General features: G+C 71.3%; 23 protein-coding genes. 16 read left to right on the forward strand and 7 right to left on the reverse strand.

What is annotated here, in order from left to right; all coding sequences use genetic code 11:
• Nucleotides 1-24: 24 nt before the first annotated feature.
• The 6 genes from ACYQ0U_RS15655 to ACYQ0U_RS15680 all read right to left on the reverse strand — a co-directional run bounded on the left by ACYQ0U_RS15655 (nt 25) and on the right by ACYQ0U_RS15680 (nt 5,526).
• Nucleotides 25-360, reverse strand: coding sequence for a GNAT family N-acetyltransferase (locus tag ACYQ0U_RS15655; protein WP_459974529.1), 336 nt, complete (start codon nt 358-360; stop codon nt 25-27).
• Between the two features lie 318 nt (nt 361-678).
• Complete coding sequence (locus tag ACYQ0U_RS15660; RefSeq protein ID WP_459974531.1) at nt 679-1,335, reverse strand: DUF1638 domain-containing protein; 657 nt, start codon at nt 1,333-1,335, stop codon at nt 679-681.
• The gene (locus ACYQ0U_RS15665; protein WP_459974533.1) at nt 1,274-3,226 is read right to left on the reverse strand and encodes an ASKHA domain-containing protein; all 1,953 of its coding nucleotides are present in this window, start codon (nt 3,224-3,226) and stop codon (nt 1,274-1,276) included. Before ACYQ0U_RS15665 ends, ACYQ0U_RS15660 begins: the two co-directional genes overlap by 62 nt.
• Nucleotides 3,227-3,233: 7 nt before the next feature.
• Nucleotides 3,234-4,100 (reverse strand): dihydropteroate synthase, encoded by an 867-nt coding sequence (locus ACYQ0U_RS15670; RefSeq protein ID WP_459974535.1) that lies wholly within the window; start codon nt 4,098-4,100, stop codon nt 3,234-3,236.
• Nucleotides 4,097-4,762 carry a corrinoid protein gene (locus ACYQ0U_RS15675; protein WP_459974537.1) on the reverse strand — a complete coding sequence of 222 codons (666 nt, stop codon included), beginning with the start codon at nt 4,760-4,762 and terminating at the stop codon, nt 4,097-4,099. Before ACYQ0U_RS15675 ends, ACYQ0U_RS15670 begins: the two co-directional genes overlap by 4 nt.
• Nucleotides 4,759-5,526: an IclR family transcriptional regulator gene (locus tag ACYQ0U_RS15680; RefSeq protein WP_459974539.1), complete on the reverse strand. Its 768-nt coding sequence runs from the start codon at nt 5,524-5,526 to the stop codon at nt 4,759-4,761. Before ACYQ0U_RS15680 ends, ACYQ0U_RS15675 begins: the two co-directional genes overlap by 4 nt.
• A 66-nt stretch (nt 5,527-5,592) precedes the next feature.
• Here ACYQ0U_RS15680 and ACYQ0U_RS15685 point away from each other — a divergent pair, with 66 nt between their 5' ends.
• From ACYQ0U_RS15685 to ACYQ0U_RS15700, 4 genes are all read left to right on the forward strand, one after another.
• Complete coding sequence (locus tag ACYQ0U_RS15685) at nt 5,593-7,032, forward strand: trimethylamine methyltransferase family protein (protein ID WP_459974541.1); 1,440 nt, start codon at nt 5,593-5,595, stop codon at nt 7,030-7,032.
• A gap of 28 nt (nt 7,033-7,060) precedes the next feature.
• Nucleotides 7,061-7,225 (forward strand): hypothetical protein, encoded by a 165-nt coding sequence (locus ACYQ0U_RS15690; protein WP_459974543.1) that lies wholly within the window; start codon nt 7,061-7,063, stop codon nt 7,223-7,225.
• The gene (locus tag ACYQ0U_RS15695; protein ID WP_459974545.1) at nt 7,222-7,407 is read left to right on the forward strand and encodes a hypothetical protein; all 186 of its coding nucleotides are present in this window, start codon (nt 7,222-7,224) and stop codon (nt 7,405-7,407) included. The genes ACYQ0U_RS15690 and ACYQ0U_RS15695 overlap by 4 nt, the downstream gene beginning before the upstream one ends.
• Nucleotides 7,408-7,487: 80 nt before the next feature.
• Complete coding sequence (locus ACYQ0U_RS15700) at nt 7,488-7,649, forward strand: hypothetical protein (RefSeq protein WP_459974547.1); 162 nt, start codon at nt 7,488-7,490, stop codon at nt 7,647-7,649.
• A gap of 3 nt (nt 7,650-7,652) precedes the next feature.
• Here the strand turns inward: ACYQ0U_RS15700 and purU are convergent, their stop codons facing one another.
• Nucleotides 7,653-8,531 (reverse strand): formyltetrahydrofolate deformylase, encoded by an 879-nt coding sequence (purU, locus tag ACYQ0U_RS15705; RefSeq protein WP_459974549.1) that lies wholly within the window; start codon nt 8,529-8,531, stop codon nt 7,653-7,655.
• Between the two features lie 80 nt (nt 8,532-8,611).
• Between purU and ACYQ0U_RS15710 the strand changes: the two genes are divergently transcribed.
• The 12 genes from ACYQ0U_RS15710 (at nt 8,612) to ACYQ0U_RS15765 (ending at nt 25,524) form a co-directional block, all read left to right on the forward strand.
• Nucleotides 8,612-9,376, forward strand: a complete 765-nt coding sequence (locus ACYQ0U_RS15710) for an IclR family transcriptional regulator (protein WP_459974551.1) — start codon at nt 8,612-8,614, stop codon at nt 9,374-9,376.
• Between the two features lie 128 nt (nt 9,377-9,504).
• A complete protein-coding gene (locus ACYQ0U_RS15715; protein ID WP_459974553.1) occupies nt 9,505-10,974 on the forward strand; it encodes an aldehyde dehydrogenase family protein in 1,470 nt (489 codons plus the stop codon).
• A complete protein-coding gene (betA, locus tag ACYQ0U_RS15720; RefSeq protein WP_459974555.1) occupies nt 10,971-12,653 on the forward strand; it encodes a choline dehydrogenase in 1,683 nt (560 codons plus the stop codon). The genes ACYQ0U_RS15715 and betA overlap by 4 nt, the downstream gene beginning before the upstream one ends.
• Entirely contained in the window at nt 12,650-13,684 is a 1,035-nt protein-coding gene (locus ACYQ0U_RS15725) for a quaternary amine ABC transporter ATP-binding protein (RefSeq protein WP_459974557.1), read from the forward strand. Before betA ends, ACYQ0U_RS15725 begins: the two co-directional genes overlap by 4 nt.
• Nucleotides 13,684-15,726, forward strand: coding sequence for an ABC transporter permease (locus tag ACYQ0U_RS15730; RefSeq protein WP_459974559.1), 2,043 nt, complete (start codon nt 13,684-13,686; stop codon nt 15,724-15,726). The genes ACYQ0U_RS15725 and ACYQ0U_RS15730 overlap by 1 nt, the downstream gene beginning before the upstream one ends.
• 57 nt (nt 15,727-15,783) lie before the next feature.
• Nucleotides 15,784-16,764 (forward strand): ABC transporter substrate-binding protein, encoded by a 981-nt coding sequence (locus tag ACYQ0U_RS15735; RefSeq protein WP_459974561.1) that lies wholly within the window; start codon nt 15,784-15,786, stop codon nt 16,762-16,764.
• A gap of 139 nt (nt 16,765-16,903) precedes the next feature.
• Nucleotides 16,904-19,408: a GcvT family protein gene (locus ACYQ0U_RS15740; protein WP_459974563.1), complete on the forward strand. Its 2,505-nt coding sequence runs from the start codon at nt 16,904-16,906 to the stop codon at nt 19,406-19,408.
• A complete protein-coding gene (locus ACYQ0U_RS15745; RefSeq protein ID WP_459974566.1) occupies nt 19,408-20,148 on the forward strand; it encodes an electron transfer flavoprotein subunit beta/FixA family protein in 741 nt (246 codons plus the stop codon). The genes ACYQ0U_RS15740 and ACYQ0U_RS15745 overlap by 1 nt, the downstream gene beginning before the upstream one ends.
• Nucleotides 20,145-21,128, forward strand: a complete 984-nt coding sequence (locus ACYQ0U_RS15750) for an electron transfer flavoprotein subunit alpha/FixB family protein (RefSeq protein ID WP_459974568.1) — start codon at nt 20,145-20,147, stop codon at nt 21,126-21,128. The genes ACYQ0U_RS15745 and ACYQ0U_RS15750 overlap by 4 nt, the downstream gene beginning before the upstream one ends.
• A gap of 169 nt (nt 21,129-21,297) precedes the next feature.
• Nucleotides 21,298-22,515, forward strand: a complete 1,218-nt coding sequence (locus ACYQ0U_RS15755) for a M15 family metallopeptidase (RefSeq protein WP_459974570.1) — start codon at nt 21,298-21,300, stop codon at nt 22,513-22,515.
• Between the two features lie 23 nt (nt 22,516-22,538).
• On the forward strand, nt 22,539-23,504 hold the full coding sequence (locus ACYQ0U_RS15760; protein ID WP_459974572.1) for an NADPH:quinone oxidoreductase family protein: 966 nt from the start codon (nt 22,539-22,541) through the stop codon (nt 23,502-23,504).
• Nucleotides 23,505-23,604: 100 nt separating this feature from the next.
• Nucleotides 23,605-25,524: a M13 family metallopeptidase gene (locus ACYQ0U_RS15765; RefSeq protein WP_459974614.1), complete on the forward strand. Its 1,920-nt coding sequence runs from the start codon at nt 23,605-23,607 to the stop codon at nt 25,522-25,524.
• Nucleotides 25,525-25,528 lie beyond the last annotated feature (4 nt).

Consider the following 25,528-nt stretch of genomic DNA (forward strand, 5'->3'; position numbering starts at 1 on the left):
CACGCACGCCCACGGCGCCGCGGGTCAGTCCAGGGACAGCGTCATGAAGGTGCTCCACGGGCTGAGGGCGTAGTCCCCGAACGGCCCGTACTCGGTGAACCCGTGGCGGGAGTAGAGCCCGCGCGCCGCGGCGAACCCCTCCGGCGTACCGGTCTCCAGGCTGACCCGGGCCAGGCCGCGCTGCCGGGCGAGGTCCACGAGGTGGAGCACGATCGCCCCGCCGATGCCGCGACCGCGGGCGACCGCCGCGGTGTGCATCGACTTCAGCTCGCCGTGCCCGGCGCCGAGGTCCTTGAGCGCCCCGACCGCCAGCAGCTCACCGTCGACGCGGTAGCCCACGAACGTGATCGCCGGGTCCACCAGCGCCTCGACGTCGAGGGGCGTGCACCTCCTCCGGGGGACTGAGCGCGTTCATCAGCTCGAGGTGGCTGCCGAGCAGCGCGACGACGTCCGGCGCTCGCGGGTCGTCGACCGCGATCACCCCCTCCCCGGTGGGCAGGCTAGGCCACGCGGCCGGTCATCTGGCGTCGAGACACCCGAAACGGCCCTCACCCGGGGACGGGAAGGGCCCGTCCGGGTGTCTCGACGGTCCCCGGCCGGGCCAGGCCACGAAGACGCAGAACGGGTGGCCGGCGGGGTCGGGGGAGTCGATCGCGGTCTGGCGGACCCGGGGATGCGTCATCCGACGACGGTGCGGCGCAGCGCGTCCTCCAGACGAGCGTCGCCGGTCTCGACCACGGTCAGCGGCAGCCCGATCCGCCCGGCGGCCTCGGCGGCCAGCCGGCGCAGCTCGTCGTCCGGGGCCTGGGCCAGCCAGACGACGCGGGTGTAGTGGCCGAAGTACGCGTCGCGCAGCTCCGGCCAGCGGTCGAGGCCGAGCTCCTGCTCGACCGTGCGCGCGAACGACCGCACGAGGAAGTCGGTGAGCAGGTAGGTGCCCGGCTGCTCGTCGAAGAACCTCTCGATCCGCGACGCGCCCGCGTAGAGGTCGTAGCAGTGCAGCCCGGGCAGCCGCTCCAGCCCGAGCTCCTCGCACACCGAGTCGAGGGCGCCGTACGTGCCGCAGTCGGCGTAGCCGACCACCACGGAGGAGTACGCCGGCCGCAGCTCGGTCGCCAGACGACGTACCTCGCCCGCGATCAGCTGGGGCTGGTTGTGCAGCAGCGGCGGCAGCGGGTGGACGTCGACCGGCCAGCCGTGGCGGGCGACGATCTCCTTGCAGGGCTGGGCGATCGCGCCGCAGGCGACGAGGACGACCCGCTGCCGGCCCGAGTCAGAAGCCGAGCTGGTCGACGAAGCGGTCGTTGAAGTCGGCGCGGTCGGAGAGCTCGACATACGTCACCTCCTCCAGCAGCGCCTGCGCCCCCGCGCGCTCGCGCACCGAGAGCAGCGCCATCTTCGCGCCCTCGCCCGCGACGTTGCCGGCGGCGACGATGCGCAGGACCGGCAGCTTCGGCACCAGGCCGATCCGGACGGCGGAGGCCGCGGAGAGGTAGGACCCGAACGACCCGGCGAGCAGCACCTGCTGCACGTCGCGGTGCTCGAGGCCGAGCTCCTCGAGCAGCAGCGTCCACCCGGTCGAGATCGCGGCCTTGGCGAACTGGAGCTCGCGCACGTCGCGCTGCGACAGCACCACGCAGTCCTCGGGCTCGGCGTCGGGCGTGGGCCGGTGCAGGACGAAGACGCGCTCCTGTGCCCCCTTGGAGTTGGAGAGCGTCGTGAGCCGGTCGGCGAGCGAGGGCGCGACCTCCTTGGCGACCTCGTCGGCGACGTACCGCCCGGACGCCTCGAGCAGCCCGACCTTCACCAGCTCCGCGACCGCGTCGACCAGGCCGGACCCGCAGAGCCCCTTCGGCTCCACGTCGCCGATGACGCCGACCTCGACGTCCTCGCCCATCTTCACCACCTCGATGGCGCCGTCCGCCGCCCGCATCCCACACCGGATCGCGCCGCCCTCGAACGCGGGGCCGGCCGGAGCCGCGGTGGAGAGGATCCGGTCGCCGTCGCTGACGACGATCTCGCAGTTGGTGCCGACGTCGATGAACAGCCGGGTGCGCTTGTCACGGTCCATCCCGGTCGCGAGCATGCCCGCGACGATGTCGCCCCCGACGTAGGCGCCGAGGGCCGGGAACAGCGTGACCCGCGCGCCCGGGTGCAGGGTCAGGCCCAGCTCGATGGCGAGCAGGTCGGGCGGCTGCGCCGCCGACATGACGAACGGCGCGACGCCGAGCGGCTCGGGGTCGATGCCCAGCACGAGCGCGGTCATCGTCGCGTTGCCGGCGAGCGCGACCTCGTAGACGTGAGCCGGGTCGACGTCCCCCTCGGCGCAGACCTGCGCGGCCAGGGTCGCCAGCGTCTCCTGGGCCGCGACCCGGAGCCGGTCGAGCGCGGTCGGGTCCATCATCGTCGCGCTGATCCGGGTGATCACGTCGCCGCCGAACGGCTGCTGCCGGTTGAGCATCGAGGCCACCGCGACCGGCGTGCCGGTGCCGACGTCGAGCAGCGTCGCGACCACGGTGGTGGTGCCGAGGTCGAAGGCGACGGCGTACTGCTGCTTCGTGGTGTCGCCGGGCTCGACGTCGACCAGGGCCTCGTCGACGACCACCGCGGTCACCTTGAAGTCCGCCTGCCGGAGCACGGTGGGCAGGCGGCGCAGCACGTGCAGGTCGGCGGTCGGCTCGAGGTCGTCGATCGCCTCGAGCAGTCGGACCAGGTCGGTGCGCTGGTCGGTGAGGGTCGGCTCGTCGAGCTCGACGTACCGCTTCTGGATCGCCGGCCGCAGGATCACCTGCCGGCCCACGCCCACGGTCGCGGCCTTGGGCCGGGTGGTCAGCGGGGGCACGTCGACGGCCAGGTTGCGGGTCGCGTTGACCAGGCACGCCAGCCGCCAGCCGGCGTCGAGCTGCTCGCGGCTGAACGTCTTCACGTCGTGCCGCGTGATGGGGCTCGGTCCGTCGATGCGCACCTTGCACTTGTGGCAGGTGCCGTGGCCGCCGCAGGTCGAGTCGATCGCGATGCCGTTCCACGACGCGGAGTCGAAGACGGTGACGCCCGGCGGCACCCGCACCTGGCGGTGCGCGGTGCGCTCCGGGTCGGTGTCGCGGACCGTGAACGACAGCTCGACCCGGCCGGTCCCGTCGTGCTGCGCCGGCTCGGCCCCGGGTGTGGGCAGCAGCCCCTCGCGCCGGAACGCGTCCAGGTCGACGTCGGGCAGTTCGTCGGTCACGCGGTGCTCATGCCGTCGCGGCCGCCTTCGCCCGGTGGGCGGAGATCCAGGCCATGCCCCAGTCGTCGTGGTCCAGGAACACGTCGGCGGCCTTGACCGCCTCGACGATCTGCGGCGTGCGGGTGTCCATGATCGCGCTGGTCAGGCCGGCGGTCATGGCCATCGGCAGCCACGCGGCGCCGAGCGTGTGCCGGTCGGGCATGCCGAAGGAGGTGTTCGACGCGCCGCAGGTCATGTTCACGCCGAACTCGTCGCGGATCCGGCGCATCGTCTCGAAGGTGACGAGCGAGGTGCCGGTGTCCGCGCCGATCGGCATGGCCAGCGGGTCGATCACGATGTCGGCCTGGGCGATGCCGTACTCCTCGGTCGCGACCCGGATGATCTTGCCGGTGAGGTCGACGCGCTTGTCGGCCTCCATCGGGATCTCGTCGTGGTCGTTGGGCAGCGCGATGATCGCGGCGTCGTACTTCTTCACCAGCGGCAGGATCGCCGCGAGGCGGTCGTCCTCGGCGGTGACCGAGTTGACCAGCGCCCGGCCCTGGTAGACCGACAGGCCGGCCTCGAGCGCCTCGACCACTGAGGAGTCGATGCAGATCGGCAGGTCGGTCAGCGACTGGACGAGCTGGATCGCCTTCGCCAGCAGCTCGGGCTCGTCGGTGAGCGGGACGCCCATGTTGACGTCGAGGACGTCGGCGCCCCCCTCGACCTGGGCGATGACGTCCTTCTCGATCGCGGACATGTCGCCGGCGCGGAGCTGCTCCTGGAAGATCCGCCGGCCGGTCGGGTTGATCCGCTCGCCGATCAGGCAGAACCGCTGGTCGTGCCCGAGCACGACCTCCTTGGTCGCCGAGCGGAGGACGGTGTGGAGGGTCATGCAGGCACCTTGGCCCGGCGCTCGTCGAGGAGGGCCTTGGCCTTCTTGACGGTGGCGGAGGCGTCGGCGGCGTACCCGTCGGCGCCGACCGCGTCGGCGTACTCCTGCGTGACCGGGGCCCCGCCGACCATGACGACGACCTGGTTGCGCAGGCCGGCCTTCTCGAGCGCGTTGATGTTGGCCTTGAACATCGGCATCGTCGTGGTGAGGAACGCCGAGAAGCCGACGATGTCGGGCTGGTGCTCCTCGATCGCGGCGACGAACTTCTCCGGCGCGACCTGCACGCCGAGGTCGATCACCTCGAAGCCGGCGCCCTCGAGCATGATGTTGACGAGGTTCTTGCCGATGTCGTGGACGTCGCCCTTGACCGTGCCCATGAGGAACTTGCCGACGGTCTCGACGCCGGTCTCGGCGAGCAGCGGGCGCAGCCGCTCCATCGCGCCGGCCATCGCGCGGCCGGCGATGAGCATCTCGGGCACGAAGAAGTCGCCGCGCTCGAAGCGGGCGCCGACCTCCTCGAGCGAGGGGATGAGCGCGTCGAAGAGCAGGGTCTGGGGCTCCATGTCGAGCGTCAGCCCCTCCTCGGTCAGCTCCAGCACGCGCGGTGCGTTGCCGACCAGGGTCTCGTCGTAGAGCCCTTGCAGGATCTCCTCTGGGGTCATGCCACACCCTCCTTGGGTGCTCGGCCGCGCAGCAGCGTGGACAGCTGCGCGGCATGGGACGACAGGTTGGTGCCGAGCTGGTCGAGGCGGTCCTCGAGTCGAGGGGTGGGGCCGGAGATGCCCAGGGCGGCGACCACGTCGCCGCGGGAGCCGTGCACGGGGACGGCTACGCCGGTGAGGCCGATCTCCAGCTCGCCGTCGGTGATCGCCCAGCCGCGCTTGCGGGTGCGGGCACCGTCGCTGCGGAGGGCGTCGGCGTCGGTGATCGTCTGCGGGGTGAGGGCCTCCAACGGGCCGTCCGGGAGCGGCAGCGCGCCCCACGCGAAGAACACCTTGCCCAGCGCGGAGGTGTGCGCGGGGACCTCGATCTCGGTCCAGTCGCGGGTGCCGAGCAGGTAGCGGCTGTCGACCTGCGCGACCTGCACGACCTTCTCCCCGCGGGTCACCGAGAGGTGGACGGTCTCGCCGGTCTCCTCGCCGATGCGCTCCATCGCCGGTCGGGCGAGGCGGACCAGCTCCTCCCAGGGGTCGTGCCGGGCGGCGTACAGCCAGAACAGGCTGCCGGCGACGTACGACCCGTCGCGGTCGCGCTCGAGCAGGTCGGCGCGCTCGAGGGCGGCCAGCATCCGCGAGGTCGTCGACTTCGCGAGGCCGCTGGCCTCCTGGAGGTCCGCGAAGGTCAACGGCTCGCTGGCGTGCACGACCGTCGCCACGAGCTGGGCCGCTCGGTCGACCGCCTGGGTGCCGGTGCTGGGTTCTGCCATGACCTTCCGTCCTGTTCCATGTTATGGAACGCTGGTCCCACATGATGAGGTTAGGCAGGAGGGCCGATGTTCCGCAACCGGATGCCGCGATACGAGGTGCTGTCCGAGGAGGCGATGGCGACGCTCGACGGCGGCTGGCGCCGGCTGGTCAGCGAGATCGGCGTGGAGTTCATGGACCCCCGGGCCCGGGACCTGTTCGCCGCGGCGGGGCAACGGGTGGAGGACGAGAAGGTCTTCCTGGACCCGGACTTCGTGCTCGAGCAGGTCGCGAAGGCGCCCCGGGAGTTCGACCTCCAGGCGCGCAACCCCGACAACTCGGTGCACATCGGCGGTGACGCGATGGCCTTCGGCGCGGTCTACGGCCCGCCGTTCGTCCGCGACGGCGCGGTCCGCCGCGACGGCACCATGGAGGACTTCCGGAACTTCGCGAAGCTGGCGCAGTCCTTCGGCGTGCTCGACTCCGCCGGTGGCGTGGTCACCGAGCCGAACGACACCCCGCTGGACAGCCGGCACCTCGACATGACCTACGCGCTCCAGACGCTGACCGACAAGATCTACATGGGCAACGTCGTGTCCGGCGTCAACGCGCGCGACACCATCGCGATGACCGAGATCCTCTTCGGCTCCCGTGAGGCGATCGAGGAGACGCCCGCGCTGATCTCGCTGATCAACTGCAACAGCCCGCTGCGGTGGGACGACCGGATGCTGGAGGCGCAGTTCGAGTACTCCGCGGCCAACCAGCCCGTCGTCCTGACCCCGTTCATCCTCATGGGCGCGATGTCGCCGGTGACGATCCCGGCCGCGCTGGTGCAGCAGATGGCCGAGGCGCTGTCGGGCATCGCGCTCTCCCAGCTCATCCGGCCGGGCTGCCCCGTCGTGTTCGGGTCGTTCCTGTCCAACATCGACATGCAGTCGGGCTCGCCGACGTTCGGTACGCCGGAGTCCGGGATCGGCCTGCTCTGCACCGGCCAGATCGCGCGGCACTTCGGGCTGCCGTTCCGCACCGGCGGCGGGCTCACGTCCTCGCAGGTGCCGGACGCGCAGGCCGGCTACGAGGCGATGATGACGCTGCTGCCGACGTTCCTCGCCGGCGCCAACTGGGTGATGCACTCCGCCGGCTGGCTCGAGGGCGGCCTGGTGTCGGGCTACGAGAAGTTCGTCATCGACTGCGAGCTCGTGCAGATGCTCCAGCATGAGTTCACGCCGCTGGAGATCGACGAGGCCTCGCTGGCCTTCGACGCGCACCAGGAGGTCGGCCACGGCGGGCACTTCCTCGGCGCGATGCACACGATGGAGCGGTTCCGGACCTGCTTCTACCGCCCGTTCCTCTCCTCGTCGGAGAACTACGAGCGCTGGATGCGGGGCGGCGCCAAGGACACCGCCGCCCGGGCGGGCGAGATCTACCGGCAGAAACTCGAGGAGTACGAGCAGCCGCCGCTCGACGACGCGATCCGCGAGGAGCTCGAGGCCTACGTCGTGCGCCGGCGCGCCGAGCTGGGTGACTGAAGTGGAGTAGGTCGCTAAGACTTACCGCGTGGGCAGCACGCGGGTCCTGCTGTGGAGCGGGGCGCTCCTCGTCGGCGCGCTGGCGCTGACCGAGAGCTTCGTGCTGCTCCCGGCCGTGTTCGCCGCCTACGCCGGGGCCGGTCGGGTACTCGTCCTCGAACGACACGCGACGAGATCGGGAGGCCGGAGATGACCGCACCGCAGAACGACCGCACCGACCGGCTCGACGACCTCGATCAGCTCGACCGGATCCGTCAGCGCCGGGCCGTCCACCGGGCCCAGGTCCTCGCCGAGCTGCTGGACCGCCGCCCCGACCTCTGGGGCGTCCACTCCCCGGCCGACGTGGCGGCCGAGTTCGTGCTCTGGTCCGCCTGACGCCGACTCGGCGACCGGGGCGGTCCAGACAGGATCAGCTTCGCCGGGTTCGTGATTCGGACTTTTGGGAACCGGTGCGCATGACGCTCCTGCAGGACCGGCCGATCGAGGTGGCACAGGCAGCCACGTCCCGTGCGGCGCGGTCCGTCGCCTACGCCGAGCTGATGGGCCGGCATCCGGAGCTGCGCGACCTCGGCACGCCGGCGACGATCGTCACCGACGCGATCCTCTGGTCGGTCTGACCCCTAGCGGAAGACCACCGTCCGCGACCCGTTGAGCAGCACCCGCGACTGCGAGTGCCACCGGACCGCACGGGAGAGCACCTGGGCCTCGACGTCGCGGCCGGCGCCGACCATCGCGTCCTGGTCGTAGGTGTGGTCGACGCGCATCACGTCCTGCTCGATGATCGGGCCCTCGTCGAGGTCGGCGGTGACGTAGTGGGCGGTGGCGCCGACGAGCTTCACGCCGCGGTCGAAGGCCTGGTGGTACGGCTTGGCGCCCTTGAAGCTCGGCAGGAACGAGTGGTGGATGTTGATGGCGCGCCCGGACAGCGCACGGCACAGGTCGTCGGACAGCACCTGCATGTAGCGGGCCAGCACGACGAGGTGGACGTCGTGCTCCTTGACCAGCTCGAGCAGCCGCGCCTCGGCCTGCGGCTTGGTGTCGGGCGTGACCGGCACGTGCTCGAACGGGACGCCGTAGGACCGCACCATCTCGCCGGCGTCCGGGTGGTTCGACACCACGACGGGCACGTCGATCTGGAGCGAGCCGGTGCTGGCGCGGAACAGCAGGTCGTTGAGGCAGTGCAGGTGCTTGGACACCATGATCAGGGTCCGGTACGGCGACCGCGCGTCCCACAGCTCGAAGCGCATCTCGAACTCGGCGGCCACGTCGGCGAAGGCGGCGCGCAGGCCCTCCGCGGTCGCCTCGCCGGGGACCGTGAAGTCGATGCGCATGAAGAACTGGCCGCTGAGCCGGTCGCCGAACTGCTGGCTCTCGAGGATGTTGCCGCCCTGCGCCACCAGGAAGCCGGACACGGAGTGCACGATGCCGGGCCGGTCGGGACAGGACAGGATGAGCACGAAGTCACCCGCCGCGATGGTGGGTGGGGCGAGAGAGGGCACGGTTCACCTTCGGGTCGGGCGTTGCGCAAGCCGAAACTCGACACTGCGATACGCAACAATTCTCCGCTACTGTCGCCATCGTGAACGACGCGAGCGCCAGCGTCCAGTCGGTCGACCGGGCGCTGACCATCCTGGAGGTGCTCGCGCGCCTCGGTGAGGCCGGGGTCACCGAGATCGCCGGCGAGCTCGACGTCCACAAGAGTACGGCGTTCCGGCTGGTCAGCACGCTGGAGTCGCACCGCCTGGTCGAGCAGACCACCGAGCGCGGCCGCTACCGGCTCGGCGTCGGCGTGCTGCGCCTCGCCGGCGCGACCACCGCGCGGCTCGACCTGGTGCAGGAGGCGCGCCCGGTCTGCCGGCAGCTGGCCGCCGACACGGGCGAGACCGTCAACATCGCCGTCCTCTCCGAGAGCTCGGCGCTCTACCTGGACCAGGTCGCCGGCTCCTCGGCGCTCCAGCCGCACAACTGGGTCGGCCAGCACATCCCGCTGCACGCGACCAGCAACGGCAAGGTCCTGCTCAGTGGCCTGGACGACAAGCGGGTGACCGAGGTGCTCGGCACGCTGTCGCGCTACACCGCCCTGACCATCACGACCAGGGCGAAGCTGCGCGAGGAGCTCGCGGTCGTCCGCGAGCAGGGGTACGCCGTCGCGGTCGACGAGCTGGAGGAGGGGCTGACCGCCGTGGCGGCGCCGATCCGCAACGCGCACGGCGACGTGGTCGCCTCGATGAGCGTCTCCGGTCCGACGTTCCGGCTGCCCGAGGGCCGGGTCGCCGAGGTGCTCGACCTCCTCGTCGAGGCCGCCGCCGAGGTCTCGCACCGCCTCGGCTGGGGTCACCGCTGAGTCACAACTCGGGCGTTCTGCTTGACGACCGGAGCACCCCGCAGCATTCTCAGCACTGACAACCAGTTGCGCGGAGAGAAGCATGTTGCGTCATACGCAACGACGGACCCGCGCAGGGAGTGGGTCAGGTGGCAGAGCTCTACCTCGATGGCGCGTGGACGAGCGCGCTGGGTGGAGCGCGCCGCGAGATCCGATGCCCGGCCGACGGCTCGCTCGTCGCCGAGGTCGACGAGGCCACCGCCGAGGACACCGAGCGGGCGATCTCCGCGGCGCACCGCGCGTTCCACCAGGGCTCCTGGCCGCTGCGGCCGGCACGCGACCGGGGCGACCTGCTGCTGACGGTCGCCGACCTGATCGACCGCGACGCCGACGTGCTCGCCCGGCTCGAGTCGCTCGACACCGGCAAGCGCTTCGTCGAGAGCCAGTACGACATGGCCGACGTCGCCGCAGTGTTCCGCCACTACGGCCGGGTCGCCGCCGAGGAGGCCGGCCGGATGGTCGACACCGGCAACGCCGACGTCGTCAGCCGGATCGTGCACGACCCCGTCGGCGTCTGCGGCCTGATCACCCCGTGGAACTACCCGCTCCTCCAGACCTCGTGGAAGGTCGCGCCGTGCCTGGCCGCCGGCAACACGTTCGTGCTCAAGCCGAGCGAGCTCACGCCGCACACCGCGATCCACCTGATGCGGCTGCTCGAGGAGGCCGGGCTGCCCGCGGGCGTCGGCAACCTCGTGCTCGGCGCCGGCCCGACCGCGGGCGCGCCGCTGGCGACCGACCCCCGCGTCGACCTGGTGTCCTTCACCGGAGGCCTGGCCACCGGCCGCGCCCTGATGGCGGCGGCGTCGGCCACCGTGAAGCGGGTCGCGCTCGAGCTCGGCGGCAAGAACCCCAACATCGTGTTCGCCGACGCCGACCTCGACGTCGCCCTGGACTTCGCGCTCACCGCGGTCTTCCTGCACTCCGGCCAGGTCTGCTCGGCCGGCGCGCGGCTGCTCGTCCAGGACGAGATCCACGACGCGTTCGTCGACCGGCTGGTCGCGCGCGCCGAGCTGATCCGCCTCGGCGGGCCGTTCGACGACAAGGCCGAGACCGGCCCGCTCACCAGCGCCGCCCACCGCGACAAGGTCGAGGCGTACGTCGCCCGCGGGCTCGCCGAGGGCGCCGTCCTGCGCAGCGGCGGCCGCCGCCCGGACGACCCCACGCTCGCCGACGGCTTCTACTACCTGCCGACGATCCTCGACGGCTGTCGCAGTGACATGTCGATCGTGCAGGACGAGTCGTTCGGCCCGGTGCTGACCGTCGAGACCTTCCGCGACGAGGACGACGCGGTGCGGATCGCCAACGACTCGATCTACGGCCTGGCCGGTGCCGTGTGGACCCAGGACGCGGGCAAGGGCCAGCGGGTCGCGGGCCGGCTGCGGATGGGGACGGTCTGGATCAACGACTACCACCCGTACGTGCCGCAGGCCGAGTGGGGCGGCTACAAGCAGTCCGGGATCGGCCGCGAGCTCGGGCAAGCGGGCCTCGAGGAGTACCGCGAGACCAAGCACGTCTGGCACAACGTCCGTCCCGCCGAGCAGAGGTGGTTCCAGGGGTGAGCGCACGCGCGGACCGGTACGACTACGTCATCGTGGGTGGCGGCTCGGCGGGGTGCGCGCTCGCGAACCGGCTCTCCGCCGACCCCGGCACCTCGGTCCTGGTGCTCGAGGCCGGTCGCTCGGACTTCCGGATCGACCCGTTCATCCACATGCCGGCGGCCCTGCCCTTCCCGATCGGGAACCGGCTCTATGACTGGAAGTACGAGACCGATCCCGAGCCCAACCTGGGCGGCCGGCGCGTGTTCCACGCCCGCGGCAAGGTCCTCGGTGGCTCCTCCTCGATCAACGGGATGATCTTCCAGCGCGGTAACCCGATGGACTACGAGCGGTGGGCCGCCGACCCGGGGATGAAGGAGTGGGACTACCTCCACTGCCTGCCCTACTTCAAGAAGATGGAGACCTGCCTCGCCGGAGCCGACGCCTGGCGCGGGGGCGACGGGCCGCTCGTCCTCGAGCGAGGGCCGGCCGACAACCCGCTGTTCACCGCGTTCTTCGAGGCCGTCCAGGAGGCGGGCTACCCGCTGACCGACGACGTCAACGGCTACCGCCAGGAGGGCTTCGCGAGGTTCGACCGCAACCTGCACCGCGGCCGCCGCCTCTCCGCCGCCCGGGCCTACCTCCACCCGGTCAGGGACCGGAAGAACCTCCGGGTGGAGACGCTGGCCTTCGTCACCGGCGTCACCTTCGAGGGCAAGCGCGCGACCGGGGTCGACTACACCCGGGCCGGTCGGCGGCGTACCGCCCGCGCCGGCGAGGTGATCCTCTGCGGCGGCGCGATCAACAGCCCGCAGCTGCTCCAGCTCTCCGGGGTCGGCGACGAGGCGCTGCTGAAGCAGCACGGCATCCCCCTCGTGCACCACCTCCCCGGCGTCGGCGCCAACGCACAGGACCACCTCGAGGTCTACATCCAGTACGCCTCCAAGCAGCCGGTCTCGATCGCGCCGGGCCTGCGGTGGCGCAAGCGCCCGGGCATCGGCTACCAGTGGCTGGTCCACCGCCGCGGGCTCGGCGCGACCAACCACTTCGAGGGCGGCGGCTTCTGCCGGAGCAACGAGGACGTCGACTACCCGAACCTGATGTTCCACTTCCTGCCGGTCGCGATCCGGTACGACGGCTCCGCGCCGACGGAGGGTCACGGCTACCAGGTGCACATCGGGCCGATGTACGCCGACACCCGCGGCCACGTGAAGATCCGCAGCCGCGACCCGAAGCAGCACCCGTCGATCCTCTTCAACTACCTCTCGACCCCGAACGACCGCCGCGAGTGGGTCGAGGCGGTCCGGGTCGCGCGCGGCATCCTCAACCAGCCCGCGTTCGCGCCGTACAACGACGGCGAGCTCTCGCCCGGCAAGGACGTCGAGACCGACGAGCAGATCCTCGGCTGGGTCCGCGCCGACGCCGAGACCGCGCTGCACCCCTCCTGCACGGCGAAGATGGGCATCGACGAGACGTCCGTCGTCGACCCCGGCTCGATGAGGGTGCACGGCGTCGAGGGACTGCGCGTCGTCGACGCCTCGGTCTTCCCCTACGTCACCAACGGCAACATCTATGCCCCCGTGATGATGGTCGCCGAGAAGGCCGCGGACCTCATCGCCGGCAACACGCCGCTCCCGCCCGCCGACGTGCCGTACTACCGGTACCGCGACGGCATGCCGCTCTATCCCGAGGAGTCCTCATGAGTGACGCCGCCCTCTCCGTGAAGAACCTCTGGAAGATCTTCGGCCGCGGGGCCGAGAGGATCGTCGGTACGCCGGACGCGGAGCTGTCGCGCGCGGACCTGAAGGAGAAGACCGGCTGCGTCGTCGGCGTCCGCGACGTGTCCTTCGACGTCGCCCCCGGCGAGGTGTTCGTGGTCATGGGCCTGTCCGGCTCGGGCAAGTCGACCCTGGTGCGCTGCCTCACCCGGTTGATCGAGCCGACCGCCGGTGAGGTGGTCATCGACGGCCACGACATCACCAAGGCGAGCGAGAGCGAGCTGCGCGAGCTGCGGCGCTCCCATGCCTCGATGGTGTTCCAGCACTTCGGCCTGCTGCCGCATCGCCAGGTGATCGACAACGTGGCCTACGGGCTCGAGGTCCGCGGGGTCGGACGCAAGGAGCGTCGCGCCAAGGCCGCGGAGATCGTGGACCTGGTCGGCCTGTCCGGCTACGAGACGTCGTACCCCGACCAGCTCTCCGGCGGCATGCAGCAGCGCGTCGGCCTGGCCCGCGCTCTGGCCAACGACCCGTCGCTGCTGCTCTTCGACGAGCCGTTCTCCGCGCTGGACCCGCTGATCCGCCGGGACATGCAGAACGAGGTCATCCGCCTGCACCACGAGCTCGGCAAGACCATGGTCTTCATCACCCACGACCTCCAGGAGGCGTTGAAGCTCGGGGACCGGATCCTCATCATGCGCGACGGCGCGCTCGTCCAGATCGGTACGCCGGATGACGTGGTCGGCGCACCGGCCGACGACTACGTCAAGGACTTCACCTCCGACGTTCCGCGCTCGCACGTGCTCACGCTCAAGTGGGTGATGCGCGAGCCGCGCCCGGACGACTCGTCCGAGGGGCCGGTGATGAGCTCCGACACGATCGTGCGCAAGGCCGCCCAGGCGGCGCTCGCCTCCGAGCACCCGGTGCGGGTGGTCGACGACGGGGAGCTGGTCGGCATCGTCGACGACGACGCCATCCTCCGCGTGGTGGTCGCCGAGGAAGAGGCGCACGTCTGATGGCCGCGACGCTCGCCCCGGAACGGCCACCGGAGCAGGAGAGGCCGGAGCAGCCGGCCGCCGGCGAGCCGTTCTCGCTCCCGAGGTGGGGATGGGCGCTGGTCGTCGTCGGTGGCTGGATCGTGGTCTGGGCGTTCACCAAGGGGACCGACACCCTCGAGATCCCGGTGCGAGAGCACACCGACGTCCAGCAGCAGCTGACCGACTTCCGCGACGCGGTGCTCGCGAGCCGCGACACCAACCCGATCATCCAGTTCACCTACGACCTCGGCGCCTGGTTCACCGACGTCGTCGGCCGGGTGCAGCGGCTGATCTCGATCGCCGACCTGCCGCGGCCGGTCCCGCAGATCGGCTGGCTCGGCGTGGTCGCGATCGCGACCTGGGTCGGCCTGGCGGCCGCGGGCTGGCGGATCGCGGTCCTCGTCGCCGCGTCGTTCCTCTCCTTCGGGCTCTTCGGCTTCTGGTCGGACTCGATGGACCTGCTCATCGTCACGTTCGTCGCGGTGGCGGTCGTCGTGCTGATCGGACTCCCGCTCGCGGTGTGGCTGGGCACCACGCGCCGGCCGTGGGTCGTCGGCACGATCAACACGGTCCTCGACATCCTCCAGACGATGCCGACGTTCGTGTACCTGCTGCCGATCGTGCTGTTCTTCGGCATCGGCGCCTCGGCGGCCGTCGTGTGCACCTTCGTCTATGCGCTCCCGCCGCTCATCCGGATCGCCGGCTTCGGCATCCGCAACGTGTCGACCACGACGATCGAGGCGACGAACGCCGCCGGCCAGACGCCGTTCCAGCGGCTGCGCAAGGTGCAGCTGCCGATGGCCCGCAAGACCATCGTGGTGGGGCTCAACCAGACGATCATGGCGGCACTCTCGATGGCCACGCTGGCGGCGATCGTCGACGGGCCGGGCCTCGGCCAGCCGGTCCTCAATGCGCTGGAGCGGAGTGATGTGGGCGGTGCCTTCGTGCCCGGCATGCTCATCGTCGTCATGGCGGTCATGCTCGACCGCTCCACGACCGCCGCCAGCGAGGCCTCGGAGAAGGCGGCCCGCGGCCAGGTCGACCTGCGGCTGCGCCGGATCGTCCTGGTGGTCACCGGCGTCGTCGCGCTGGTCTGCGTCTACGTCTCGCGGACCTACATCAAGCTCGCGGAGTTCCCGGAGACCGATTGGGGCCCGACGCTCGCGGGCTGGGTCGACGACTTCAGCGAGCGGTTCACCGACGCGGTCTCGGGCGCGACGGAGTGGTTCAAGGACGTGGTCTCCGCCGGGCTGCTGAACCCGTTCCAGGAACTGCTCGCGGAGTCGCCGTGGTACGTCACGGCGATCGCGATCCTCCTGCTCGCCGCGGTCCTCGGCGGGCTGCGCGCGGTCGTGCCCACCGTCATCTGCCTGGCCGGCCTGCGCTTCTTCGGCCTGTGGCACGATGCGATGGTCACGCTCTCGATGACGCTGGTCGGCACCGTCCTGGTCATGGTCCTCGCGGTGGTCTTCGGCGTGTGGATGGCCCGCCGGCGGCGCGTCGACCTCGTCCTGCGGCCGCTGCTGGACACCGGCCAGACGATCCCGCCGTTCGTCTACCTGATCCCGATGCTGGCGCTCTTCGACGTCACCCGCTTCACCGCGATCGCCGCCGGCATCATCTACGCGGCCCCGGTGGCCATCAAGCTCGTCGCCGATGGGGTGAAGGGCGTCTCCGCCAGCACGATCGAGGCCTCTCGCTCCACGGGCGCGACCTCCTGGCAGGAGATCACCAAGGTGCAGCTGCCGATGGCCCGCGGCTCCCTGGTGCTCGCGGCCAACCAGGGCCTGCTCTACGTGCTGTCGATGGCGGTCATCGGCGGCATGGTCGGCGCGGGCGCGCTGGGCTACGACGTCGTCCTCGGCTTCTCCCGCTCGGAGGAGTGGGGCAAGGGCGCCGCGGCGGGCATCAGCATCGTGCTGCTCGGCATCATGGTCGACCGCATCTGCCGGGCCGCCGCGAGCCAGCAGGCCGTCACCCGCGACCCCACCAAGCGTCCCCGGTGGCGCGCCGCGGGCTGAGGGCCGACGTCTCGGACAACAACAAGAGATCGCACACGCGACGACGGAGGAGATGCAATGCGGAAGAGGATCGGAAGGCTGGCGGCCGTCGCGGCGTGCGCGACGCTCGTCCTGGCGGGCTGCGGCGACAGCGGCTCGATCGAGGAGGAGACCGAGGCCAACGAGGCGGCCGCCTCCGAGGCGGGTGGCGACTGCGGCGAGCTCAACATGGCGGTCAACCCGTGGGTCGGCTACGAGGCCAGTGCCTACGTCGTCGGCACGGTCGCGGAGTCGATCGGCTGCACCGTCAACTACAAGGACCTCAAGGAGGACGTCTCCTGGCAGGGCTTCGGCACCGGCGAGGTCGACGTCGTGATCGAGGACTGGGGCCACCCGGACCTGGAGAAGAAGTTCTTCGAGGGCTCCGGTGACGGCAGCGCGATGGACTTCGGCGAGAACGGCAACGTCGGCATCATCGGCTGGTACGTCCCCGGCTGGCTGGCCGAGGAGCACCCGGAGGTCCTCGAGTGGGAGGGCCTCAACCAGTTCGCCAGCGAGTTCGCCACCTCCGAGTCCGGCGGCCAGGGCCAGTTCCTCGGCTCCGACCCGTCGTACGTCCAGTTCGACGAGGCGATCATCAGCAACCTCGGGCTCGACTTCCAGGTCGTGTTCTCGGGCGGCGAGGCGGCCACGATCGGCGCCTTCGAGAAGGCGCAGGAGAACAAGGAGTGGCTGATCGGCTACTTCTGGGAGCCGCAGTACATCCACGCCGAGGTGCCGATGGAGAAGGTCGCGCTGCCGCCGTACGAGGACGGCTGCCAGAACGACCCGGCCAAGGCCGACTGCGACTACCCGGAGACGCCGCTGAAGAAGATCGTGTCGACCTCGTGGGTCGACGAGGGCGGCCCCGGTGTCGACCTGGTCAAGAACTTCACCTGGACCAACGACGACCAGAACCAGGTCGCGGCCTACATCACCAGCGACAAGATGTCGCCCGAAGAGGCGGCGGCCAAGTGGATCGCCGACAACCAGGACAAGGTCGACGCCTGGCTCGGCTGAGCCGCCCGCTCCCGACGATCGCCTGAACCCGGCCGAGGGGTTGACCTCTCGGCCGGGCTCGGGTGATCCTTGACCTAGTTTCGTATGACGCATTGCGTTGCGTATCACGCAACCATCGGAGATAGACCGGAGAGCTCGCATGGCCACCGTCCCCACCTCGGCCAAGGTCGTCGTCATCGGCGCCGGCATCGTCGGCAACAGCCTCGTCCACCACCTGGCGCAGCTCGGCTGGCGCGACATCGTGCAGTTGGACAAGGGCCCGCTCCCCAACCCGGGCGGCTCCACCGGGCACGCCTCCAACTTCATCTTCCCCGTGGACCACTCGCGCGAGATCACGGACCTGACGCTCGACTCGATGCGCCAGTACAAGGAGATGGGCGTCTTCACCGAGTCCGGCGGCTTCGAGATCGCCCGGACGCCAGCGCGGATGGAGGAGCTGCGCCGGCGCATGTCGAGCGCGAAGGCGTGGGGCATCGAGGCGCACCTCGTCGAGCCGTCCTTCGTGAAGGAGAAGGTGCCCTTCATCGAGGAGGACCAGTTCATCGGCGCCTTCTGGACGCCGAGCGTGGGCGTGGTCGACTCCCTGCGGGCCGGCACCATCATGCGCGAGAGCGCACTCGAGTCCGGGGCGCTGACCGTCGTTCCCAACGTCGAGGTGACCGGCCTCGACGTCGAGGAGGGCCGCATCCGGCGGGTCCGCACCGACGGCGGCGACATCGAGGCCGAGTACGTCGTCATCGCCTGCGGCGTCTGGAGCCCCAAGATCGGCGACATGGCGGGCGTCTCCATCCCGTTGACCCCCGCGGTGCACCAGATGATCAGCGTCGGGCCGTGCCCGCAGCTGGCCGAGAGGGAGGGCGAGATCTCCTTCCCGATCATCCGGGACATGGACACCTTCTGCTACGAGCGCCAACACGGCGCCGACATGGAGGTCGGCTCCTACGCGCACCGCGCGATCCTCCACGAGCCGGAGGACATCCCCTCGATCGAGCAGGCGAAGCTGTCGCCGACCGAGATGCCGTTCACCTCCGACGACTTCGACCCGCAGCTCGAGCAGGCCTACGAGCTGATGCCCGAGCTGCTCGGCGCCGAGGGCGCGGAGATGCGCTACGCGATCAACGGCCTCCTCTCGCTGACCTGCGACGGCTGGCCGATCCTCGGCGAGAGCCACGTCCAGGGCCTCTGGACCGCCTCCGCGGTCTGGATCAAGGAGGGCCCGGGCGTCGGGCGTGCGGTCGCGGAGTGGATGGTCCGCGGCCACTCCGAGATCGACGTGAGCCACAGCGACATCGCGCGGTTCCACCCGCACCAGCTGCGCCGCGAGCACACCCGCCTGCGCACCACCGAGTCGTTCATCAAGACCTACGGGATCGTCCACCCGGCCGAGCAGTACGAGTCCGACCGGGACCAGCGGCTCTCGCCGATGAACGAGTCGCAGAGGAAGCTCGGCGCGGTCTTCTTCGAGACCGGCGGCTGGGAGCGCCCGCACTGGTACGAGTCCAACGCCGGCCTCCTCGAGGAGTACGGCGATGCGGTGATGCCGCGCGAGCACGAGTGGGACTCCCGCTGGTGGAGCCCGATCATCAACGCCGAGCACCTCCGCATGCGCGAGGCCGCGGGGGTGATCGACCTGTCGGCGTTCGAGATCTTCGACATCGTCGGCCCCGGTGCGCTCGAGGCCGTGCAGACCACGTGCGTCGCGCAGTGCGACGTCCCCGTGGGCAAGGTGATCTACACGCCGGTGCTCGACGCGGCCGGCGGCTTCAAGTCCGACCTGACCGTGATGCGGCTGGGCGAGGACCACTTCCGCGTGGTCACCGGCGCGGCGCACGGGCCGGCCGACCGCCAGTGGTTCGGGCGCCACGTGCCCGCGGGCACCTCGCTGACCGACCGCACCGACGACGTCGTGACCATCGGCCTCTGGGGACCGCGAGCGCGCGACATCCTCGCCGGGCTGACGTCCGAGGACGTCTCCGACGGCGGTTTCGGGTTCCTCACCTGCCGCGAGGTCCAGGTCAAGGGCACGCCGGTGCTGGCGTCCCGGATCTCCTACGTCGGCGAGCTCGGCTGGGAGCTCTACGTCGGGGCCGACGACGCCGCCACGCTCTGGGACACGCTGCTCGAGGCCGGCGCCGCGCACGGCGCCGTCCCCGTGGGCATCGGCGTGTACGGCACGACCGGCCGGATCGAGAAGGGCTACCGCGCGTTCGGCTACGAGCTCGACGCCGAGCGGTCGATCGTCGAGGCCGGCATGCAGCGGCCCAAGGTCAAGGCGGCGGACTTCGTCGGGCGCGAGGCGTACCTCGCGCAGCGCGAGGCCGACCCGAAGGCGGTGCTCTGCACGCTCGTGGTCGAGGACCACACCTCCGCGTCCGGCGTGAAGCGCTACATGCTCGGCGGCGAGCCGATCCTGCGCCGGGACGGCGGCACGCTGACCGACGGGCACGGCCACCACCCCTACGTGACGACCGCCGGCTCCGCGCCCTCGCTGGGCAAGCACCTGCTGCTGGCCTACCTGCCGCCGGAGGAGGCGACGATCGGCAACGAGCTCGCCGTGTCCTACATGGAGGAGCTCTACCCGGTCACCGTCGCCTCGGTCGACGCGACGCCGCTGCTCGACCCGGCCAACGAGCGGATTCGCTGATGTCCGTCCTGGTCTGCGTGAAGCGGGTCGTCGACTCGTCCAGCGAGGTCGTCCTGACCGAGGACGGCCAGGGCGTCGACGGGCGGTACGCCGGCTTCACGATGAGCGCGCACGAGGAGTGCGCGGTCGAGCTGGCCGTGCAGATCGGCGGGGCTCACGTCATGACCCTCGGCGACGCGGACGCGGTCGAGCAGCTGCGCGCTGCCCTGGCCGTGGGCTGTGAGGCGGCCACGCACGTCGTCGCCGACCCACAGACCTTCGGCCCCGCCGACGTGGCGCGCGAGATCGCCGCGGTGGTCCGCGACCAGGGCCACGACCTGGTGCTGCTGGGCAACGACGCCGCCGACAGCGGCGACTTCCAGGTCGGCGTCCGGCTCGCCTACGAGCTGGGCTGGCCCGTGGTGAACGGGGTCGCGAACGTCTCCGTCGCCGACGGCGTGGTCACGGCGAGCGGGGCCGGCCCCGACGGGCACGAGACCTATCGGGTGCCGCTGCCCGCCGTCGTCACCGTGCTCGAGGGCGGGGTCGCACCCCGCTACCCGACCGTCCCCGGCCGGATGAAGGCCAAGAAGGTGCCGATCGACGAGCGGCAGCCGACCGCGGCGCCGGCCGGTCCCGGGCGGGTGCGGCTGCTGCTGCCTCCGCCGGCGCCGTCGTCGGTGCAGATCCTGGGCAAGGGCCCGGAGGCGGCACCGGCCGTGGTCGACCTGTTCGAGCAGCTGGGGGTGCTGTCCCGATGATCCTGGTCCTGGTGGAGACCTCGCTCTCCGGCGAGGCCATCGAGGTGTCGCGCGAGGCGGTCACCTTCGCCCGCACGCTCTCGGCTGAGGGCGGCGGCGTCCCGGTCGACGCGGTCGTCCTCGGCACGCCGTCCCCCGAGCTCGTCGCCCTCCTGAGCGAGTACGGCGTGCGCCGGGTCCACGCGCTGACCGGCTCCGCCTTCGAGGCGTTCTCCGGCGCGGCGTGGGCGTCCGGGCTGCTGTCGGTCCGCGAGAAGGCCGGCGCGGTCGTCGTGATGGCGGCCGGCACCCCGCGCGGGAACGAGGTGATGGCCCACGTGGCCGCGCGCGCCGGCGTACCCATGGCGGCGAACGTGCTGTCGTTCAGCGGTCTCTCGCCGTTCGTCGTCACCCGCCAGGTGGTGGGGGGCGCGGCGCTCGAGGAGATGCAGCTGTCGGCTCGGCCGGCGGTGTTCAGCGTCGCCGGGCACGCGGTCGAGGCGGCGCCCGCCGACGCCTCCGGAGCTGGCGAGCTCGTCGTGGAGACGCCCGAGGTGGCCGAGGCCGACCTGGTCGCCCGCGTCGTCTCCACGGAGGAGCCGGAGCCCGACCTGTCCGGCTCGCTGAAGTCGGCCAAGGTCGTCGTCGGGGCTGGCCGCGGCGCCGGCTCGTCCGACGGCTTCGAGGACCTGCTGGAGCTGACCGAGCTCCTGCACGCCTCGCTCGGCGTCTCGCGCGTCGTCACCTCGCTCGGCTGGCGGCCGCACCATGAGCAGGTCGGGCAGACCGGCTCCCGGATCTCGCCCGACCTCTACATCCCGTGCGGCATCAGCGGCGCCATCCAGCACTGGGCCGGCTGCTCGACGGCGAAGAACATCCTCGCGATCAACACCGACGCCGAGGCGCCGATGGTCACCCGTGCCACCCACGCCGTCATCGGCGACCTGCACGAGATCGTCCCGGCGATCAACGCGGAGATCAAGCGCCGGCGCGCCGGCTGACCTGTCAGCTCTGGTACCCGTCATGCGGTCGACCTGTCAGTTCTGGTCGCCCCCGGCGACCACGACTGACAGGTCAAGGGTGGCGGAGCGACCAGAAGTGACAGGTCAGCGGGAGGCCTGACCCGGGGGCGTCCGGGGTAGACGTACCCTGAGCCGGGGAGGGCTTTCCATGCGACTGGGGCGCGCGATCGGCACGGCGGCACTGGCGACGGCCGTGCTGCTGACGTCCGCGTGCAGCGGCAGCCCCCAGGCCGAGGAGCCGGGGCCCGGCGACCCGGGAACGACGCCGGCCTCCAGCGGGCAGACGGCCGCGCCCGCGCTCGACCCGGCGCACGCGGTCGACCCGCCCGGTCGGCGCACGGGCGCGTGGGGCCCGGCCGACATCGTGGTGAACGGATCGGAGACGATCCCCGAGGACGCGCTGCAGGAGGTCCGGGCACTCGAGGGCGTCAACGGGGTCGAGCAGATCTCGCTGGCGACGGTGCCGATCGAGAACCGGGCACTGCGCGTCGCTGCCGTCGACGTCGACAGCTACCGCAACTGGGTCACCGACCTCACCCACGCCGAGGCCACCGAGGTCTGGGCGCGGGTCGCGGACGGTGAGGTCGCGCTGAGGCCGTCGCTCGAGAAGCGCGCCCCGCTCGACGCCCAGGACTTCCTCACGCTCGGTAGCGCCCAGGGGGCACCGGCGATCCACGTCGGCGCCTACGCCCAGCAGTCCTGGCTGGTCGACGCCGTCGTCAACGAGACGTGGATCGCTGATCTGGAGGGGATGACCGAGGGCAACGCGCTGCTCATCCGCACGGGCGGCAAAGCACCCGACACGCTGCGCAAGCCGATCGAGCGGATCCTGCGCGGCACCGACGCCTCGGTGCAGATGACCGACGTCGTCGCCCGCGAGGGGCTCGACCCCGGTGCCGTGCAGACCGCGGTCGTCGTCGGCACCGTCGCCGACGCGGTCGGCGTCTACCGGTACACCGTCCTCGAGGGGGGCCGGATCGCGCCCGACCCGGCGTGGGTGCGCACGCACATCAGCACCGAGGCGGTGCCGATCCTCGGCACCATCACCTGCAACAAGCTGATGTTCCCGCAGCTACGCGCGGCGCTCGAGGAGGTCGTCAGCCGCGGCCTCGCCTCGGAGATCGACCCGGGGCAGTACGCCGGCTGCTACTACCCCCGCTTCATCGCCGGCTCGACCACGCTCTCCAACCACGCCTTCGGCCTCGCGCTCGACCTCAACGTCGCGGGCAACCAGCGCGGCACCGTCGGCGAGATCGACCGCGACGTCGTCGCGATCTTCAAGAGCTGGGGCTTCGCCTGGGGAGGCGACTGGGCTTGGACCGACCCGATGCACTTCGAGATGAACGAGCTGGTGCAGCCCCGGTAGCCCACCCCGATAGCGTCACCCCCATGCGCGCAGCCCAGGTCCTCGACACCACCGGTCCCGCCGACGTCGTCCTCCGCGACGTCCCCGAGCCCACGCCGGGCGCGGACGACGTGCTCGTGGAGGTGCACAGCGTCGGCGTCTCGTTCCCCGACCTGCTGCTGAGCAGGGGGGAGTACCAGCTCAAGCCGGAGCCGCCGTTCACGCTCGGCGTCGACTTCGCCGGGGTGGTCGTCTCCGGGCCGGAGGGCTTCGAGCCCGGCCAGCGCGTCGCCGGCGTCGGAGCGTACGGCGGTGCGGGAGAGCTCGTCGCGAACCCGGCCATGTTCACCTTCGCGCTGCCCGACCACGTGTCGTTCGACGAGGGCGCGGCCCTGCCGATGAACTACCTGACCGCGCAGTTCGCGCTCGCCGAGCGCGGGCAGCTCCGGAAGGGCGAGACCGTGCTCGTGCACGGCGCGGCCGGCGGCGTCGGCACCGCGTCGATCCAGGTCGCGAAGGGTTACGGCGCCCGCACCATCGCCGTCGTCAGCACCCCGGAGAAGGCCGAGGTCGCCGCGGCCGCGGGCGCCGACGAGGCCGTCCTGCTCGACGGGTTCAAGGACGCGGTGAAGGACCTGACCGGCGGGCGGGGCGTCGACGTGGTCGTCGACGTCGTCGGCGGCGACGCCTTCACCGACTCCCTCCGCAGCCTCGCGCCGCAGGGCCGGCTGCTCGTCGTCGGCTTCGCCGCCGGCCAGGGCATCCCGGAGGTCAAGGTGAACCGGCTGCTGCTCAACAACGTCGACGTCCGGGGCGTCGGCTGGGGCGCCTACGCGATGGTCCGGCCCGGCTTCATGCAGGAGCAGTGGGCCGAGCTGCTGCCGATGCTCGAGTCGGGCGTCGTGAAGCCGCCGATCGGCGCGACGTACGCCTTCGACGAGTTCGCGCAGGCGCTGCTCGGCATGGAGGCCCGCACGACGCTCGGGAAGTCCGTCGTCCGCGTGCGGTAGGCGATCCGCCCCGTTCGCCCTGCGCGAAAGGACCGTGTCCGCGGCTGGCGGGTGCGGCTAGGGTCGCAGGGTGACGACGCTCGCCGATGCCCGGGAGGGCATGAACCCCGAGATCCGCCCGCAGGACGACCTCTTCGGCCACGTCAACGGTCGCTGGCTCGACGAGACCGAGATCCCGTCGGACCGCTCGAGCTGGGGCCCGTTCGTGCAGCTCGCCGACGCGGCGGAGGAGCACGTCCACCAGATCATCGAGGACCTCGCCTCCAGGGTCGCCGCCGGCGAGGACGTCGACGACGACGCCCGCAAGATCGGGGACCTGTTCGCGTCGTTCATGGACGAGGACGCCGTCAACGCCCGGGGCACCCGGCCGATCCAGCCGCTGGTCAACGCGGTCGAGGGGCTCCGCGACGTCCGCGACCTCGCCGCCTTCCTCGGTGAGTTCGAGCGGATCGGCGGGCACGGGCTGTTCGGCTCCTACGTCGACACCGACTCCAAGAACTCCGACCGCTACCTCTTCAACCTGCTCCAGGGCGGGCTCGGCCTGCCCGACGAGTCGTACTACCGCGACGAGAAGTTCGCCGAGGTCCGCGACAAGTACGTCGCCTACCTGACCCGCCTCTTCACGCTGGCCGGCCACGACGACGCCGACGGCGCGGCCGCGACCGTGCTCGCCATCGACACCTCGATCGCCGCCGGCCACTGGGAGCGCGCCGAGACCCGCGACGTCCAGAAGACCTACAACCTGATGACCCGGGCCGAGCTCGTCGAGCTCTGCCCGTCCTTCGACTGGGACGCCTACGTCACGAACCTCGGCGGGAGCGACGAGACGCTCGCCGAGGTGTGCGTGCGGCAGCCGTCGTTCTTCAGCCACCTCTCCGGGGTCCTCGACGAGGTCCCGCTCGACGACTGGCGGCAGTGGCTGCTCGCCCACGTCCTGCGCTCGGCCGCGGCCTACCTCACCGACGACTTCGTCGAGACCAACTTCGACTTCTACGGCCGCACCCTCAACGGCACCCCCGAGCTGCGCGCCCGCTGGAAGCGCGGCGTGGCGCTCGTCGAGGGCGCGATGGGCGAGGCGGTGGGCAAGGAGTACGTCGCGCGGCACTTCCCGCCGCACTCCAAGGCGATGATGGACGAGCTGGTCGCGAACCTGCTCGCGGCGTACCGCGTCTCCATCGAGAAGCTCGACTGGATGACCGAGGAGACCAAGCAGCGGGCCTACGAGAAGCTCGAGACGTTCCGCCCGAAGATCGGCTACCCGGAGAAGTTCCGCGACTACTCCCGGCTCCAGGTCAGCCGCGACGACCTGCTCGGCAACGTCGCCGCGGCCTCGGCGTTCGAGACCGACCGCCAGCTCGCGAAGATCGGCGCGCCGGTCGACCGCGACGAGTGGTTCATGCTGCCGCAGACGGTCAACGCCTACTACAACCCCGGCACCAACGAGATCTGCTTCCCCGCCGGCATCCTCCAGAAGCCGTTCTTCTCCCCGGACGCCGAGGAGGCCGAGAACTACGGCGGCATCGGCGCGGTCATCGGCCACGAGATCGGCCACGGCTTCGACGACCAGGGCGCGCAGTACGACGGCGCCGGCAACCTCAACGACTGGTGGACGGCGGCCGACAAGAAGGCCTTCGAGCTCAAGTCGAAGGCGCTCATCGAGCAGTACGACGGCTTCGAGCCGCGGAACCTGCCGGGCGAGCGGGTCAACGGCGCCCTCACCGTCGGTGAGAACATCGGCGACCTCGGCGGCCTGACCATCGGCCACACGGCGTACCTCATCGCCCGCGGCGGCGAGGCGAGCGTCGAGGACCGGCAGAAGCTGTTCCTCAACTGGGCCTACTGCTGGCGGACCAAGCGCCGCAAGGAGCAGGACCTCCAGTACCTCACCATCGACCCGCACAGCCCGCCGGAGTTCCGGGCGAACATCGTGCGCAACCTCGACGAGTTCCACGACGTCTTCGCCACGACCGAGGGCGACGGGCTCTGGATCGACCCGGCCGACCGGGTCCGGATCTGGTAGTCCG

This window comes from Nocardioides pyridinolyticus, assembly GCF_054653575.1.